Raw genomic sequence first — 15,099 nt, 5'->3', positions numbered from 1 at the left:
GCTACACATGTAGTGGCACCGCGGTTGATAAGCCGAGGTCCGGCGCAAATTGGCCAGTGACTGCGGACATGATCGTTCCCCGTGGGTCTGACAAATCATCAAGTATCGAAAAGTGGGAATGGCCCGCGAGACTCAGGAACATGGCCTCCTGCGCGTGCAGTCCAAGCGCATCTGCATAGTCGCGCGACTGGCGTTTGAGCTCGGGGAGCTCGGCGTCGCCGACGGCCACGATCGCGCTAGCCCCGGCGCCAATCTTATACATCGGACTGAACGACTCAACTTCCGCCGGGGAAAGGCGCAGCTTTTCATTCAGCCAGGAAAGAGCGATCGGCTCCAGCTCGAATAACCCGCTGATCGAAAGCGTGCGTGTCACCGCTGGATGCTCGCGGTGAAGCGCAGCCAGTTGGCCACCGGCAGAATGTCCGCAGAGGCAGACCGGCTTTGCGCGAAACCCGATGTCGCCCTTGCCATCGCTGAGGAAGTCGAGCAGCAACCGGATCTCGCCGACGATGCCAGTCATCGATGCCTCTGGTGCAAGCGTATATTCGACGAGCGCAACATTGAAGCCGCTCGCCAGGGGACCAGCGGCAACGAAGGCCAAGTCGTCCTTTGCGTAATTTTGCCAATAACCGCCGTGGATGAAGACGAAGGTTGGAGCCTCCGCTCTACCGCACGACATCCAATCGAAGCGCTGGCGCGGTTGGGTGCCATAAGCAATGTCGCGCCTCACGGCCGCATCACGATAAAGCGCGTTGCTCCGTGCCTTGAAGTCGGCCAATCTCGCTTGGTAGTCCAGGTCGGCCCTGACATTGTTATAGGCGGTGTCGAGTGCAGCTCGATCCATTCCGCGGTAGGACGCTATCGTCATCGATCCGACTCCAGTTTGGACGACGAAGCGGGGAGCCCTTTTTCGGTCTCTGCGAGCATCGACTGGGAGGCGGCAGGGGCATCTTTGACGGTTGGGGTGTGGATAAGGGACATTGCGCCTGCTCTTGGTCGGGGTGAGCCATTGCTGACCCGGCACAAGCAGTTAGGCCCTTCCGTGAATCGTCGGGAGAGTGTGTTCGTGAAACCCAGGCTTACATAAATCGAGAGGCTGCATTGCCTGACTGTCGCCCTTTACGGTGCAAGGCCGCCGTGGGGTAGGTTTGGAAAGCATAGCGAGGGTCGCGGCAAAGCCGCGCCCTTCGTCGGACGGGTTCGGCGGGGGAGACCCGCCGCCCCGCCGGCCGGCTCGCCGGGAGTCGCGAAAAAGGGCACGAACGCGAGGTGCGTTCGTGCCCTATTTTCGTCGCCGCGGCTTCGCGTTACCGCTTCGAGAACTGGAAGCTCTTACGCGCCTTCGCCTTACCGTACTTCTTCCGCTCGACGACGCGCGGGTCGCGCGTCAGGAAGCCGGCGTGCTTGACGACCGACCGGAGCGAGGGTTCGAAGCGGGTGAGCGCCTGCGAGATGCCGTGCTTGACCGCGCCGGCCTGGCCCGACAGGCCGCCGCCCTTGACGGTGCAGGTGACGTCGTACTGGTCGCGGCGCTCGGCGACGTCGAACGGCTGGTTGATCACGAGGCGGAGCGTCGGACGCGCGAAATATTCGGTCTGGTCGCGGCCGTTGACGAGAATCTTGCCCGAACCCGGCTTGATCCAGACGCGCGCGATCGCGTTCTTGCGCTTGCCGGTGGCGTAGGCGCGGCCCTGCGCGTCGATGATCTGCTCGCGCAGCGGCGCGGCGGAAACACCGTCGTTATGCAGCGCGGCGGCAGCGGTCGTCGCGTCGTGGACCTGAAGATTGCCCAAATCGGCGAGCGACTGGCGGTTGTCGTCGATCATGCTTCACCCGTGGTGCTGGTTGCGGCGGGGGTCATCGTGGACCCGGTCCGGCCGATGGTGTTCTTGAGGTTCATGCCCGCGACGTCGAGGACTTCGGGGGACTGTGCGGTGTGCGGATGCTCCGAGCCCTTGAAGATGCGCAGGTTACGCATCTGCTGGCGGCCGAGCGGGCCGCGCGGGACCATCCGCTCGACGGCCTTTTCGAGCACACGCTCGGGGAAGCGGCCGTCCAGAATCTTGTCGGCGGTAATTTCCTTGATGCCGCCGATATAGCCGGTGTGGCGGTAATAGATCTTCTTCTTCGCCTTGTTGCCGGTGAAGCGGACCTTCTCGGCGTTGATGACGATGATGTTGTCGCCACAATCGACGTGCGGGGTGAAGCTCGCCTTGTGCTTGCCGCGCAGGCGGTTGGCGATCAGCGACGCGAGACGGCCGACGACGAGGCCATCGGCGTCGATCAGCAGCCACTTCTTGTCGACTTCGGCGGGCTTCGCCGAGGCGGTCATCCGGGAGAGCATGGGGGTGTCCGATAATTAAGGTGCGCGGTCTATCGGTGAAACGGTCCCGGAATGCAAGGAAATTGGCGCGTTTAGCCGGTGGTATTATGATACCGCAGGTTCGGCATGCGCCTGGAGGTGCCCGAGCAGGATGACTTCGAGCGCGCGTTCGTGGGTCGCTTCGAGGATCACGCCGGGGGCGAAACCGGCGACGCGCGCCTCCTCCCACCGTGCCGCGCACAGGCACCAGCGGTCGCCGTCGTGGAGTCCGGCGAAATTATATTCGGGGCGCGGGGTCGACAGGTCGTTGCCCGCATCCTTCGAGAACGACAGGAAATCGTTGGTCACGACCGCGCAGACGACGTGGAGCCCGCGGTCGGCGGCGTCGGTGTCGCAGCAGCCGTCGCGCTTCCACCCGGTCAGCGGATCGGTCGAGCAGACCTCGAGCGGGCCACCGAGAACATTGCGCGCGGTCATCGGCGCGCGCCCCGCAGCGACCGGTGCCCGCCGCGCAGCGACCAGTGAGCGGTCCAGATCGTGCTCGCCAGCAGCAACGCGGCGCACGCCTGGTGCGCGGCGGCGAGGGCGATCGGGACGCCGTGGACGATCGTTGCGATGCCGAGCGCGACTTGCAGGACGATCAGCACGCCCATCGCCATCGCGCGGCGTCCCGCCCCGGCGCGGAAGGTGACGGTGGCCACCGCGAGCGCGGCGAGCGCGACGGCGTAGGCGAGGGTGCGGTGGACGAACTGGACCGAGACGGGGTCGTCGATGATGCTCGCGAGGGGAGGGACCCACTGGTCGAACATCAGCGGCCAGGTGTCGGAGGCGTGTCCCGCACGGAGGCCGGCGGTGAAGGCGCCCCAGACGATCTGCACGGTAAGGAGTGCGAGGAAGGGAACGATCCAGACGGTTGGACGGGCTGCAACCGGGTGCCGTTTGACGGGCACCTCAAGTACGCTCTCCCGCAGGCTCAGCGCGGTCCAGATACACCCCGACATCAGGATCAGCGCGTTGACCAGATGCACCGCGAGCCGCTCGTGTGTGACCGACGGCCGGTCGACCAGCCCGCTCGCGACCATCCACCAGCCGACCGCGCCCTGCAGCCCGCCGAGCGCGAGCAACGCGACCAGTCGCCAGCCATAGCCGCGCGGAATCCAGCGCAGCGCGGCGAAGGTCGCCAGCGGTACGGCGAAGACAATGCCGATCGACATGCCGAGCAGCCGGTGGAGCCACTCCCAGAAAAAGATGCCCTTGAACGCCGACAGCGTCATGCCGCTGTTGACCAGCTGATACTGCGGGCTCGCCTTGTACAGCGCGAACATCGCGTCCCATTCGGTGCGGCTCAGCGGCGGGACCATGCCGCCGATCGGGTTCCATTTGACGATCGAAAGTCCCGACTCGGTCAGGCGGGTGATGCCGCCGACGACGACCATCGCGAACACGAGCGCGGCAACCGCAAATAGCCATGCGGCAATGGCTTTCGGGTGCGCGCGCGTCGCGGGTGCGGTCGCGGGGAAGGGCAGTGCAACAGTAGCCATGCGCGCCCTATGCCCCCGCCGCCGCGCGCCGCCAAGCCGTCACCGCGTCGCGGTTCGGCTTGTGGGTGAGTTGCGGAAGCGCTGCGGAAGGCCGATATCGTGGGTAACAGGATCCTGCCATGCTCACGACCGTCACCACCGCCGAAGCTCATCACGACCACGCCGGCCCGGAACTCGCCGCCGCCGCCGCTGCCGCCGTCATCAAGGGCGGCGAGCAATGGACCGATATGCGCGCGACGGTGTTCGAAATTCTCGCGCGGTTCGATCAGCCCGCGAGCGCGTACGACATCGCCGATGCGGTTTCGGTCGCGCTCGGGCGGCGGATCGCGGCGAACAGCGTCTACCGGATCCTCGATCTCTTCGTCGCGACCAACGTCGCGAGGCGGGTCGAAAGCCGCAACGCCTATCTCGCCAACGCCCACCCCGATTGCCGCCACGACTGCATTTTCCTTGTCTGCGATACCTGCGGCCGGACGACGCACATCGACGACGACCGCGCTGCCGACCAGGTTCGCGGCGCAGCGTCGGCGGCGGGGTTCACGCCCACGCGGCCAGTCATCGAGGTGCGCGGAACTTGCGCTGCATGTGGCTGAGTCGCATCGGATCGCGGTGAATCCGCGGAGCCGCGACCCGATCGGGTTCGACATTGCGGCCGCGAGGCGCTACCCGGAAATTTACCTTGGACCTTTTCGCAGGTGCCCCGCGTGAGCCAACGCCCGATTACACCGCTTCTCGATACCGTCGACACGCCTGCCGATCTTCGCCGTCTCGACAGCGCCGACCTGACTCAATTTGCCGCTGAACTGCGGGCCGAACTCGTCGACGCGGTCAGCGTTACCGGCGGGCATCTCGGAGCCGGACTCGGCGTCGTCGAACTCACCGTCGCGCTGCATTATGTCTTCAACACGCCCGAGGACACGCTGATCTGGGACGTCGGCCACCAGGCGTATCCGCACAAGATCCTGACCGGCCGCCGCGACCGTATCCGTACGCTCCGCGCGCCGCAGGGCCTGTCGGGCTTCACCAAGCGGTCGGAGAGCGAGTACGACCCGTTCGGCGCGGCGCATTCGTCGACCTCGATCTCGGCGGCGATCGGCTTCGCCGTGGCGAACAAGCTCGCCGATCGCCCGGGCAAGGCGATCGCGGTGATCGGCGACGGCGCGATGTCGGCGGGCATGGCGTATGAGGCGATGAACAACGCCGAAGCCGCGGGCAACCGGCTCGTCGTCATCCTGAACGACAACGACATGTCGATCGCGCCGCCGGTCGGCGCGCTGTCGGCGTATCTCGCCCGCATCTATTCGTCGCGCCCGTTCCTCGAGCTCCGCGACCTTGCCAAGCTGCTCGCCAAGCGTACGCTCGGGCCGAACATGCAGCGCACCGCGAAGCGCGCCGAGGAATATGTCCGCACGCTCGCGAGCGGCGGATCGCTGTTCGAGGAGCTCGGCTTCTATTACGTCGGGCCGATCGACGGGCATAACCTCGACCACCTGATCCCGGTGCTCGAGAATGTCCGCGACGCCGCCGAAGGGCCGATCCTCGTCCATGTCGTGACGCAGAAGGGCAAGGGCTATGCTCCGGCCGAGGCGGCGGCGGACAAGTATCACGGCGTCCAGAAGTTCGACGTCATCACCGGCGCGCAGGTCAAGTCGAAGCCGAAGGCGCCGCAGTACCAGAACGTCTTCGCCCAGCAGCTGATCGCAGAGGCCGAGGTCGATCCGATGATCGTCGCGATCACCGCGGCGATGCCGTCGGGAACCGGGCTCGACAAGTTCGAGGCGAAGTTCCCCGACCGAACCTTCGACGTCGGCATCGCCGAACAGCACGCGGTGACCTTTGCCGCGGGCATGGCGGCGAAGGGGATGCGCCCGTTCGCGGCGATCTACTCGACCTTCCTTCAGCGCGCGTACGACCAGGTCGTCCACGACGTCGCGATCCAGAACCTGCCGGTCCGCTTCGCGATCGACCGCGCCGGCTTGGTCGGGGCCGACGGCGCGACCCACGCCGGGTCGTTCGACGTGACGTATCTGTCGACGCTGCCGAATTTCGTCGTCATGGCGCCGTCGGACGAGGCCGAACTCGTCAACATGGTCCACACGATGGCGCGCCACGACAGCGGCCCGTCGGCGGTCCGCTATCCGCGCGGCGAGGGCACCGGCATCGCCTTGCCCAACCCGCCGGTCGAACTCGAGATTGGCAAGGGTCGGATCGTCCGCGAGGGCAAGACCGTCGCCATCCTGTCGCTCGGCTGCCGCTTGCAGGAAGCGATGGCCGCTGCCGACGACCTCGACGGGCGCGGCTTGTCAACCACCGTCGCCGACATGCGCTTTGCCAAGCCGCTCGACGAAGCACTGATCCGCAAGCTCGCGCTGAGCCACGACGTCCTCGTCACGATCGAAGAGGGCGCGATCGGCGGCTTCGGCGCGCACGTCCTGACGTTTGCCAGCGACGAAGGCCTGACCGACGGCGACCTCAAGATCCGCACGATGCGCCTGCCCGACGTGTTCCAGGACCAGGACGGTCCGGTGGCGCAGTATGCGACTGCGGGGCTCGATGCCGAGCACATCGTCAGCACGGTGTTGTCGGCGTTGCGCCACAACAGCGTCGGCGTGGTCGAGGGCGTTCGGGCTTAAGGGTCGACGTCGCGCAGCGGGATCGCGATCATCTTGGTGCGCGGTCGCTAGTCGCTGGCGATCTGCGCATCGCGCAGCGGAAACCTCAGCCGCGTGATCGTCCCGGCGTTGCTGGTCATGCTGATCTGTCCGCCGAGTTGCGTCGCCAGGCCCTTGAGGATGCGCGTGCCGAGTCCGGCTTTGGGCGACTGATCGCCAGCGGCGATCCCGCAGCCGTCGTCTGTAATCGTCAGCTCGAGTTCGGTCGCGCCGAGCCGATGCAGCCCGATCAAGATCGTGCCATCGCTCCGGCCGCCGAACGCGTGCTTGAGACAGTTGGTCACGACTTCGGTGGTGATCAGCGACAACAGCATCAGCCGATCGATATCGAAGCGGACGGGAAGAACATCGAACTTGCAGGTGATGCCCGTAACGCCTGAGGCGTCGATGACCTCGCCGAGAACTTCGGCGAGATATGCGCCGAGCAGCGTATCGGCGGCGGTGGCGTCGTAGAGGCGGCGATGGACGCGGGCCATGACCTGAATACGGCGCGAGGCCTCGTCGAGTGCTCGGGCGGCATCCGTAGCATCGTCCGGCATGTGCTGCCGTTGTAGATGGAGCAGGCTGGCAACGAATTGCATGTTGTTCGCGACCCGATGCTGCAGTTCCTGGAACAGCACGCGTTCACGTTCATAAAGCTGCGTCGACTTTCGCCGCTCGGTGTCGAGGCGCTCGCTGACGACCCGCATGTGGCTGAGAACCAGCACGATCAGACCCGCCACCAGCACGAACAACACCAGCGCCAGCGCGGTGCCGGTGTCGAGCGCGAAGCTATTGTACGGTTGCGTGAACAGGTACCAGACCGCGACGGTACATAGCCCGGTGCACGCCAATCCCGGCAGGGTGCCGGCAAAATATGTCGTGACCATCACCGACGGGAAAAACATCATGAACGGAAAGCCGACCGGGAAAATCCGGTCGAGCAGGCGTCGGAGCGCGATCGACAGCAGGCATGATGCGAGTGCGAGGATCAGCCCCGCCCAGACACGACTCCGCAATGCCGGGATCAAACCGGCAAGGACTGCTGGATTTGTGATCGGCCCGTCCCCCGCCGGCTTAGCTCTCGAGAAATAGCCGTCTTCATTGTCGCGATCGGTCCAATACCGCACCCCGCGCGGTCGGGTATCTGCTAGCCGGGCACCGTGTTTCGACCTGGCGATTTCGGGATCGGTCTGACTGGACCGGCCCGAACCGCTATTTCCGGGTCGACTACTCAGTACATGCCCTCACCGTGCGCCGGCATGATCTTCTTCAATTCCTTCTGCGCCCACACCGAATTATGCCCGCCCGCCTTGTGCTCGTTGAGCGGGACGGCAACCTCGTAGAAGGTGTTGAGGCCGGGATGGGCGACGGCGAGGACGAAGACTTTCTTCGAGATCAGCCCGGCAGTGTAAAGCCGGGTCGTGTCGATGAAATACGACGATACCCGCCGGCAATGACTGAACAGCGTGTCGGCGACGATCTTGTCGGCGTCGAGCAGGTGCAGATAGGTCCGGAGCACGGTCTCGTTGCGCGCCTGCGCGACGCGCCACAGCTTCGCCAGCGCGACGATCGATTCGCGCATTTCGGGCGCGGAATAGCGGTCCATCAGCTGGAGATACGCGTTCGCCTCGCTGCCCTGCGCCGACTTGCGGACCTGGCCGAGCGCGCCGAACGCCGCCGTCGCCGATGCGGCGGCCGAAACGGCAGCGGCGACGGTGGCGAGGTTCGCGATCATGGCGGCAGTGTAGCGCAGGATTTTCGGCGCTGCACAGCCCTGTGCGGTCGCTGGCAGAACCACCCCCGACCGGCTATCAAACGTCCATGACCCACGAAACCCCCGCCGAGCGCGGCCGCCGCAAGTTCGTCTTCGGCGTGCTCGAACAGATTTCGAGCATCCTTGGGGCAATGGCTGCGAGCGTCCTTGGTGTCGGGCTCGTGCTTCCGATGATCGCCGCCTTCGCCGGGACCGGAAATCTGCCGCGCGCCGCGCTCGTGCAGGTCGCGGCCCTCGTGATCGGCTTTGCCGTTTTCGCCGCGGTCACCGCTGCAATCGTCCGCGGTCTCGCGCGCGGCATCGACGACGACTCGCGTCCGCTTCTCCGCCGCGCCCGCCGCGACGAAATATTGAGCGGCGACGTTTGATGCCGATGATGGTCGCGACGCATGTCGCGTTTGGCCTTGCCAGCGGCTTCGTCGTCGTCGCGCTTGCCGCCGCGATCGGCCTTTATTTCTGGGCGCGGCCGCGGCGTTGAGCCGGCGATGAGCAAGACCCGCGCCGATCAGTTGCTCGTCACCCTCGGCCTTGCCGAATCGCGGACGCGCGCGCAGGCGCTGATTCTTGCCGGGCTGGTCTTCGCCGGGGACCGCAAGGTCGACAAGGCGGGGCAGGTGGTCGCCGACGACGTCGTGCTGACGGTCAAGGGGCGCGATCATCCTTGGGTGTCGCGCGGCGGGGTCAAGCTCGCACACGCGCTCGACCATTTCGGCTGGGATGTCGCGGGGGTCACCGCGATCGACGTCGGCTCGTCGACAGGGGGGTTCACCGATGTGCTGCTGACGCGCGGCGCGCGCCACGTCTTCGCGGTCGACAGCGGGACCAACCAGCTCGCGTGGAAATTGCGCGACGACGCGCGCGTCACGGTGCTCGAACAAACCAGCGCGCGCATCCTGACGGCCGAGCATATCCCGGTGGCGGTGGACCTGATCGTCTGCGACGCGAGCTTCATCGGACTGGCGAAGGTGCTTGGCGTACCGCTGACCTTCGCCGCTCCCGCCGCGCGACTGATGGCGCTGATCAAGCCGCAGTTCGAGGCGGGGCGCGGCGAGATCGGCAAGGGCGGGGTGGTCCGCGATCCCGCGATCCACGAGCGGGTCTGCGCCGAGGTCGCGGCGTGGGTTGCGGGGCAGGGCTGGCACGTCGATGGCATCGTCCCGAGCCCGATCACCGGGCCCGAGGGCAACGTCGAATTCCTGATCGCCGCACAGCGTGCACCGCACAACGTTGACGATGGCACCTCGGACGCCCAAATACCCGACGAATGAGGAGTGACGAGATGCAGTCGCAAAACCGGGTTTTCGAGGATCTGTCGAAGGTCGCCACCTCGGCGATGGGAACGATGGCGGGCGTCGGCCGCGAGGTCGAGACGATGATCCGCGGTCGTGTGCGCGAACTTGTCGGCGGCTTCGACATGGTCGACCGCGACGAGTTCGAAGCGGTCAAGGCGATGGCGGCGACCGCGCGCGCCGATGCCGAGGCGCTCAAGGCCGAACTCGCCGAGCTTCGCGCCGCGATGGGGTCGGCGAACCCGTCGCCGGCAGCCGCTCCCGCCGGGGGCAGCGCGCCGATTGTCTAGTTACCCACATCATTTGGTGGGTCGCCGCGATTCATTGCTTGCATCATGTGGCGGGCCCCGCCAGCGTGCCGGCACGGCGGCGAGCAGGAGCTGGGGCGCATGACGCAACTCGATGTCAGCTTTGAATCCGCGCCCGCCGCGCCGATCGACATGCTCGAACATTATTTCAACGCGCACGGCTGGGCGTTCGAGCGGACCGGTGACGAGGAAATCACTGCATCGGTCGCCGCGAGCTGGGCCAATTTCCAGCTGCGCGCACTGTGGCGCGAGGACGAGCGTGTCCTTCAGTTCATCGCGATGCCCGACATCCGCGTCCCCGAAGCCAAGCGCGCGGTGATGTACGAGACGCTCGGGCTGATCAACGAGCAGCTGTGGATCGGCCATTTCGAGATGTGGGCGGCCGACGGCACCGTGCTGTTCCGCCACGCGACGCTGCTCGACAGCCTCGAGGACGACGAGGACGTCGACCTAACGATCGGGCAGGCCGAGATGCTCGTCGACGCTGCGATCGACGAGTGCGAGCGCTTTTACCCCGTGTTCCAGTTCGTCCTGTGGGCGGGTAAGTCTCCCGCCGAGGCGATCGAAGCGGCGCTGCTCGACACCGTCGGCGAGGCGTAACGCCGCTGGTTGGCGCGGACGCGGACCTGTCGCGTTCGTGATTGCCGCATTCGCAGCGGTAATGATCAAGTGTAGGACCGACTCCATGGACATTCTCGACGCCTGGATGACGGTGATCGCTCGCGACGGTTGGGCGGGCGCGCGGATCGATGCGGTCGCGCTCGTAGCCGGGGTGTCGACCGGCGCGGTTGCCGCGGTCGCTGCCGACCGGTGGGAGGCGCTGCGCCATTACGGCCGAGGCCTCGACAACGCCGCGCTCGGCGAGGCCGGAGCCGATTCGGGAGCAAGCGTCCGCGACCGGCTGTTCACGCTGCTGATGGAGCGCTTCGACGCGGCACAGCCGCAGCGCGCGGGTGCGATCGAGCTGGCCGACGCCGCCCGGCGCGACCCGGGCCTCGCCGCGTTCATGCTGCTGTCGCTCCCGGTATCGATCGCGCGGATCGCCGATGCCGCCGGAGTCGCGACGGGCGGGCTGCTCGGGCCGTTGCGCGTCCAGGCGCTGACGGCGATGTATCTGACGGTCGCGCGGGTCTGGCTCGCCGACGACAGCGCCGATCTGTCGGCAACGATGAAAGAGCTCGATACGCGGCTCGCGCAGGCAGAGACATGGGCGCGGCGGCTACCGTATCGCGCCGCGCCGGTCGTCGGCGAACCGGCTATTCCGCTACTTGCAGCGCCTCGATCAGCGGTCGATCTCCCGGCGGTATAAGCCCGGTCAGCACCGTCCAGAAGCCGCTGACCGCCGCCTGGCCGGCGTGGCCATAGGCCCGCGTGACACCGTCGCGCAGACATTCGAATAGCTCGGTTTCGAGCGCGATTCCGGCCGGGGTCAGCCGCAGCATCCGCTGGCGACGATCGCGCGTGCCGACCGTCTGGGCGACGAGTTCGCGCATCTGCAGGTCGGCGAGAACCCGGCTTAGCGACTGCTTGGTGATATTGAGCAGGTCGAGCAGGTCGCCGACCGGCATCCCCGGGCGCCGGGCGATGAAATAAAGCGCGCGATGGTGTGCGCGGCCAAGGCCGAGTTCGGCGAGCCGAGCATCGGCGCCTTTGACCATGTTGGTGTAGCCGAAGTAGAGCAGTTCGATGCCGCGGCGGATTTCTGCCTCGCGCAGGAACAAAGGGGACGCCCCGACCGGCGCTGCCCGAACAAAGTTTACGTCAGCCATCTTGACGTATATGGCACTGAATGTTACGCACCACAACGAATAATTGTAATAATATGCGCCGGGGAGGCGTTATCCGCGATGCTTGAACCCACTTTCGATGACCGTGACGGCTGGATCTGGTTCGACGGCAAGCTCGTCCCGTGGCGCGACGCCAAAGTCCATGTCCTGACCCACGCGCTGCATTATGCGAGTTCGGTGTTCGAAGGCGCGCGCTGTTACGATGGTAACGTCTTCGCGCTGTCGCAACACAGCCAGCGGCTGATCGACTCGGCGAAGATGCTCGGATTCGACCTGCCGTGGTCGCGCGCCGAGATCGACGCGGCGGTCAACGAGACTGTCGCTGCGAACAATCTCACCGATTGCTACGTCCGCCCGGTCGCGTGGCGCGGGTCGGAGCAGATGGGCGTCGCGGCGCAAAAGACCAAGCCGCACATGGCCGTCGCGGTGTGGCAGTGGGGCACCTATTACGGCGACGAGGCGCTGACCAAGGGTCTCCGGCTCAACATCGCGCCGTGGCGGCGTCCCGCGCCGTACACGGCACCGGTCCACGCCAAGGCGGCGGGGCTGTACATGATCTGCACGATGTCGAAGCACGCCGCGTCGGACGCGGGCTACGACGACGCGTTGATGCTCGACTGGCGCGGGCAGGTAGCGGAAGCGACCGGGGCGAACATCTTCTTCCTGCGCGACGGCGTCCTCCACACCCCGACCCCCGATTGCTTCCTCGACGGCATCACCCGGCGGACGGTGATCGGGCTGGCGCGGGCGCGCGGAATCGAAGTCGTCGAGCGCGCGATCTGGCCCGAGGAACTCGAGAGTTTCGAACAGGCGTTCCTCACCGGCAGCGCCGCCGAGGTCACGCCGCTCGCCGAAATTGGGCCGTGGCGCTTCGAGGTCGGGGCACTGGTCCGCGGCATCGCGGCGGACTATCGCGACCATGTTCGCGGCATCGGTCCGGCGCAGCGCGGCGTCGTCCAGCCGATTGCCGCCGAACGCCGGGGTTGATCGGAGCGCCTCGCGGCGGTACTATTCTTTTGCGTGTTCACTAGGTTGCAACATCTTTTTGGCATGAGTGTTTACGAATGTTGCAGTGGTGCCGGGGGGAGGCCGCTGCGAATTAGATGGATTCGCATGAAGCAACGACTGTCTTCGAGTGCAGCGATCGCCGGCCTTGCGGCGGTGATGTGGATCGTTCCGTCGGTCGGAACCCAGGGCATGGGCACGATCGGCCAGCGGTTTATCCACCCCGACACCGTTCTCGTCGATCCCGTGGCTGACACCGACACCGCACGCCAGTCGGCCCGTATCACGCTGCAGGCTGCCGATTCGGCGACCGAGACGGCACTGGGCTATTAGCCCGCACGACACGCACGTCGCGGTCGCTGGCTGCCGCGCGGTCGATATGGGTTGCGCCGCACGGCGCTTTGGGTTGTAACGCCGCCGCATGGGCATCCTGTCGATCTTCACCTGGTGGCACGGTCCGGGACTTGGGACGCGGCTCGTCGGCTGGCGCACCGGGATCGAGGTCGGCCGCGACGACCAGGGCAACGTCTATTATATGTCGAAGCCCGGCCGCCGCGAGCGCCGCTGGGTGATCTACAACGGCATGCCCGAAGCAAGCCGGATCCCGCCCGAATGGCACATCTGGCTCCACAAGACGATCGCGACGACGCCCGCCGAAGCGCCGCTGAAGGCGCGCGTGTGGGAGAAGCCGTGGATCCCCAACGCGACCGGAACCCCGCTGGCGCATCGCCCGTCGGGCAGCCTCGCGGTCGCCGCGACGCGCGCGAAGACGACCGGTGATTACGAAGCGTGGAGCCCCGACTGATGCGCGCGTTGTTTAAGGAAAACGTCGTCGAATCGATCGTCGGGCTGGTCGTCGTCCTTGTGGCGATCTGGTTTGTCACGACCGCTTATGCGCGGACGTCGGGCGGCGGCGGTTCGGGCTATCTCGTCACCGCGCGCTTCCCGAACTCGACCGGCGTGTCGGTCGGCACCGATGTCCGCGTTTCGGGGATCAAGATCGGGACGGTCGCGACGCAGCGGCTCGACCCCAAGACGTTCCAGGCGGTGCTCCAGCTTCGCGTTGCCAACGACGTCAAGTTCCCGACCGATTCGAGCGCGGCGATCACGTCGGAGGGGATCCTCGGCGGCAGCTATATTTCTCTGCTCCCCGGTGGCGACACGACGATGCTCAAGCCCGGTGACGAGATCACCGATACGCAAGGTGCGCAGGACCTGATGGGCCTGATGGGGTCGTTCATCAACCGCAGCGGCGATGCGTCGAAGGCGGCTCCGGCGGCAGCACCGGCAGACAGCGCGGCTCCGGCGAAGTGATGATTGCGCTTGCGGCGGCGGCGGTCGTCGCGGCTGCGTCGCCCGCCGCTCCGGTGCCAAAGCCTTCCGCACCCGCGGCGCGCCCGGCGAAAGCACCCGAGGCCGCCACCGCTGTCACGCCGATGGCAGAGCGCGTCGTTGTTCTCGCCGCGCTCAACAAACGCAACGGCACGACGCAGGACTTTACCGCGCACCCCGGCGACACGCTCAAGTTTGCCACGCTGACGATCCGCGTCCGCGCGTGTGAAACGACCCCGCCGTGGGAAGCGAAGCAGACCGCGGCGTATCTTCAGGTCGATGATGCCCCGGCGCAGGTTCGGACAGCGACCGCGGTCAAGGTCAAGCGCGTCTTCTCAGGCTGGATGTTCGCCGAAAGCCCGTCGCTTAACCCGCTCCAGCACCCGCTCTACGATGTCTGGGTCAAAAGCTGCACGATGCGTTTTCCCGATACGGGTCCGGATACCTTGGTCGTCGGTCGCGCGGTGACGTCCCAGTCCAAGGCGGCGAAATCTCCGGATGTCCCCAAGGCCCCTTCGAGCAAGACCTTATAGGCGGCGCGCGGCACTTCGACGGTGCCGAAGCGCGCGAGATGTTCGGTCAGGAACTGGGTGTCGAGCAGGCGGAAGCTGCCCACGCGCAGCCGAGCGACCAGCGCCGCGAGCGCGCATTTTGAGGCGTCGGTGACGCGGGTGAACATGCTCTCGCCAAAGAATGCTGCGCCGAGCTTGACCCCGTACAGCCCGCCGACGAGCTTGCCGTTCTGCCAGCATTCGATCGAATGGGCGTTGCCGCGCGCGTGCAGGCCGCGATACGCGGCGACGATGTCGGCGTTGATCCACGTGTCGGGGCGGCCGGGGACCGGCGCGGCGCACTCCGCCATGACATCGGCAAAGGCGCGGTCGGCGGTGATGCCGAAGCGTTCGGACTTGAGCACGCGCGCCAGCCGGGCGGGCAGATGGAAGCCATCGAGCGGCAGCACCCCGCGCTTTTGCGGCTCGACCCAGAAGACGTCGGCGGCATCGCGATTGTCGGCCATCGGGAACACCCCTGCGGCGTAAGCGCGGAGCAGGAGGTCGGGGTCGAGCCGTCGTGTCACTGGGTTCC

Annotated in this window: 20 protein-coding genes and 1 pseudogene; 12 read left to right on the top strand and 9 right to left on the bottom strand. The window is 66.4% G+C overall.

What is annotated here, in order from left to right; genetic code table 11:
- Position 1 precedes the first annotated feature (1 nt).
- From KTC28_RS17430 to KTC28_RS17410, 5 genes are all read right to left on the bottom strand, one after another.
- Positions 2–868: an alpha/beta hydrolase gene (locus KTC28_RS17430; RefSeq protein WP_216709219.1), complete on the bottom strand. Its 867-nt coding sequence runs from the start codon at positions 866–868 to the stop codon at positions 2–4.
- A gap of 439 nt (positions 869–1,307) precedes the next feature.
- A complete protein-coding gene (gene rpsI, locus KTC28_RS17425; protein ID WP_216709360.1) occupies positions 1,308–1,823 on the bottom strand; it encodes a 30S ribosomal protein S9 in 516 nt (171 codons plus the stop codon).
- Positions 1,823–2,344, bottom strand: a complete 522-nt coding sequence (rplM, locus tag KTC28_RS17420; RefSeq protein ID WP_216709220.1) for a 50S ribosomal protein L13 — start codon at positions 2,342–2,344, stop codon at positions 1,823–1,825. The genes rpsI and rplM overlap by 1 nt, the downstream gene beginning before the upstream one ends.
- An 84-nt stretch (positions 2,345–2,428) precedes the next feature.
- A complete protein-coding gene (locus tag KTC28_RS17415; RefSeq protein WP_216709221.1) occupies positions 2,429–2,800 on the bottom strand; it encodes a DUF2237 family protein in 372 nt (123 codons plus the stop codon).
- On the bottom strand, positions 2,797–3,864 hold the full coding sequence (locus KTC28_RS17410) for a COX15/CtaA family protein (protein ID WP_216709222.1): 1,068 nt from the start codon (positions 3,862–3,864) through the stop codon (positions 2,797–2,799). Before KTC28_RS17410 ends, KTC28_RS17415 begins: the two co-directional genes overlap by 4 nt.
- A gap of 119 nt (positions 3,865–3,983) precedes the next feature.
- On the opposite strand from KTC28_RS17410, the gene KTC28_RS17405 reads away from it, so the two are divergent.
- Together KTC28_RS17405 and dxs are read left to right on the top strand one after the other, a co-directional pair.
- On the top strand, positions 3,984–4,457 hold the full coding sequence (locus KTC28_RS17405; RefSeq protein WP_216709223.1) for a Fur family transcriptional regulator: 474 nt from the start codon (positions 3,984–3,986) through the stop codon (positions 4,455–4,457).
- A 111-nt stretch (positions 4,458–4,568) separates the two neighbouring features.
- Positions 4,569–6,497 (top strand): 1-deoxy-D-xylulose-5-phosphate synthase, encoded by a 1,929-nt coding sequence (gene dxs, locus KTC28_RS17400; RefSeq protein ID WP_216709224.1) that lies wholly within the window; start codon positions 4,569–4,571, stop codon positions 6,495–6,497.
- 47 nt (positions 6,498–6,544) lie between these two features.
- On the opposite strand, the gene KTC28_RS17395 is transcribed toward dxs, so the two are convergent.
- Together KTC28_RS17395 and KTC28_RS17390 are read right to left on the bottom strand one after the other, a co-directional pair.
- A complete protein-coding gene (locus KTC28_RS17395; protein ID WP_216709225.1) occupies positions 6,545–7,645 on the bottom strand; it encodes a histidine kinase dimerization/phosphoacceptor domain -containing protein in 1,101 nt (366 codons plus the stop codon).
- 104 nt (positions 7,646–7,749) lie between these two features.
- Positions 7,750–8,316: a hypothetical protein gene (locus tag KTC28_RS17390; RefSeq protein WP_216709226.1), complete on the bottom strand. Its 567-nt coding sequence runs from the start codon at positions 8,314–8,316 to the stop codon at positions 7,750–7,752.
- Positions 8,317–8,339: 23 nt separating this feature from the next.
- Between KTC28_RS17390 and KTC28_RS17385 the strand changes: the two genes are divergently transcribed.
- The 5 genes from KTC28_RS17385 (at position 8,340) to KTC28_RS17365 (ending at position 11,198) form a co-directional block, all read left to right on the top strand.
- Positions 8,340–8,660: a hypothetical protein gene (locus KTC28_RS17385; protein WP_216709227.1), complete on the top strand. Its 321-nt coding sequence runs from the start codon at positions 8,340–8,342 to the stop codon at positions 8,658–8,660.
- Between the two features lie 117 nt (positions 8,661–8,777).
- A complete protein-coding gene (locus KTC28_RS17380; RefSeq protein ID WP_216709228.1) occupies positions 8,778–9,560 on the top strand; it encodes a TlyA family RNA methyltransferase in 783 nt (260 codons plus the stop codon).
- Between the two features lie 11 nt (positions 9,561–9,571).
- Positions 9,572–9,871, top strand: coding sequence for an accessory factor UbiK family protein (locus KTC28_RS17375; protein WP_216709229.1), 300 nt, complete (start codon positions 9,572–9,574; stop codon positions 9,869–9,871).
- A 99-nt stretch (positions 9,872–9,970) separates the two neighbouring features.
- Positions 9,971–10,489 carry a type III secretion system chaperone family protein gene (locus tag KTC28_RS17370; protein ID WP_216709230.1) on the top strand — a complete coding sequence of 173 codons (519 nt, stop codon included), beginning with the start codon at positions 9,971–9,973 and terminating at the stop codon, positions 10,487–10,489.
- Between the two features lie 85 nt (positions 10,490–10,574).
- On the top strand, positions 10,575–11,198 hold the full coding sequence (locus KTC28_RS17365; protein WP_216709231.1) for a hypothetical protein: 624 nt from the start codon (positions 10,575–10,577) through the stop codon (positions 11,196–11,198).
- Here KTC28_RS17365 and KTC28_RS17360 read toward each other — a convergent pair.
- Entirely contained in the window at positions 11,146–11,658 is a 513-nt protein-coding gene (locus KTC28_RS17360; protein ID WP_216709232.1) for a MarR family winged helix-turn-helix transcriptional regulator, read from the bottom strand. The two genes, KTC28_RS17365 and KTC28_RS17360, sit on opposite strands and share 53 nt — an antisense overlap.
- 78 nt (positions 11,659–11,736) lie before the next feature.
- Between KTC28_RS17360 and KTC28_RS17355 the strand changes: the two genes are divergently transcribed.
- The 5 genes and pseudogenes from KTC28_RS17355 to KTC28_RS22940 all read left to right on the top strand — a co-directional run.
- A complete protein-coding gene (locus tag KTC28_RS17355; RefSeq protein ID WP_216709233.1) occupies positions 11,737–12,663 on the top strand; it encodes a branched-chain amino acid aminotransferase in 927 nt (308 codons plus the stop codon).
- Between the two features lie 126 nt (positions 12,664–12,789).
- Positions 12,790–13,014, top strand: a complete 225-nt coding sequence (locus tag KTC28_RS17350; protein WP_216709234.1) for a hypothetical protein — start codon at positions 12,790–12,792, stop codon at positions 13,012–13,014.
- Positions 13,015–13,102: 88 nt separating this feature from the next.
- Positions 13,103–13,486 carry an NADH:ubiquinone oxidoreductase subunit NDUFA12 gene (locus tag KTC28_RS17345; RefSeq protein WP_216709235.1) on the top strand — a complete coding sequence of 128 codons (384 nt, stop codon included), beginning with the start codon at positions 13,103–13,105 and terminating at the stop codon, positions 13,484–13,486.
- The gene (gene mlaD, locus KTC28_RS17340) at positions 13,486–13,995 is read left to right on the top strand and encodes an outer membrane lipid asymmetry maintenance protein MlaD (RefSeq protein ID WP_216709236.1); all 510 of its coding nucleotides are present in this window, start codon (positions 13,486–13,488) and stop codon (positions 13,993–13,995) included. Before KTC28_RS17345 ends, mlaD begins: the two co-directional genes overlap by 1 nt.
- Positions 13,995–14,366: pseudogene (locus KTC28_RS22940) on the top strand (DUF2155 domain-containing protein); the annotation flags it as partial. The gene mlaD and the pseudogene KTC28_RS22940, both read left to right, overlap by 1 nt.
- A gap of 35 nt (positions 14,367–14,401) precedes the next feature.
- Here the strand turns inward: KTC28_RS22940 and aat are convergent.
- Entirely contained in the window at positions 14,402–15,091 is a 690-nt protein-coding gene (aat, locus tag KTC28_RS17335; protein ID WP_500797306.1) for a leucyl/phenylalanyl-tRNA--protein transferase, read from the bottom strand.
- Positions 15,092–15,099: the final 8 nt, after the last annotated feature.

Source organism: Polymorphobacter megasporae, assembly GCF_018982885.2.
Taxonomy (GTDB): Bacteria; Pseudomonadota; Alphaproteobacteria; order Sphingomonadales; family Sphingomonadaceae; genus Polymorphobacter_B; species Polymorphobacter_B megasporae.
Note: the sequence above shows the minus strand (reverse complement) of the source record. Positions and strands in the feature narration are given on the sequence as shown.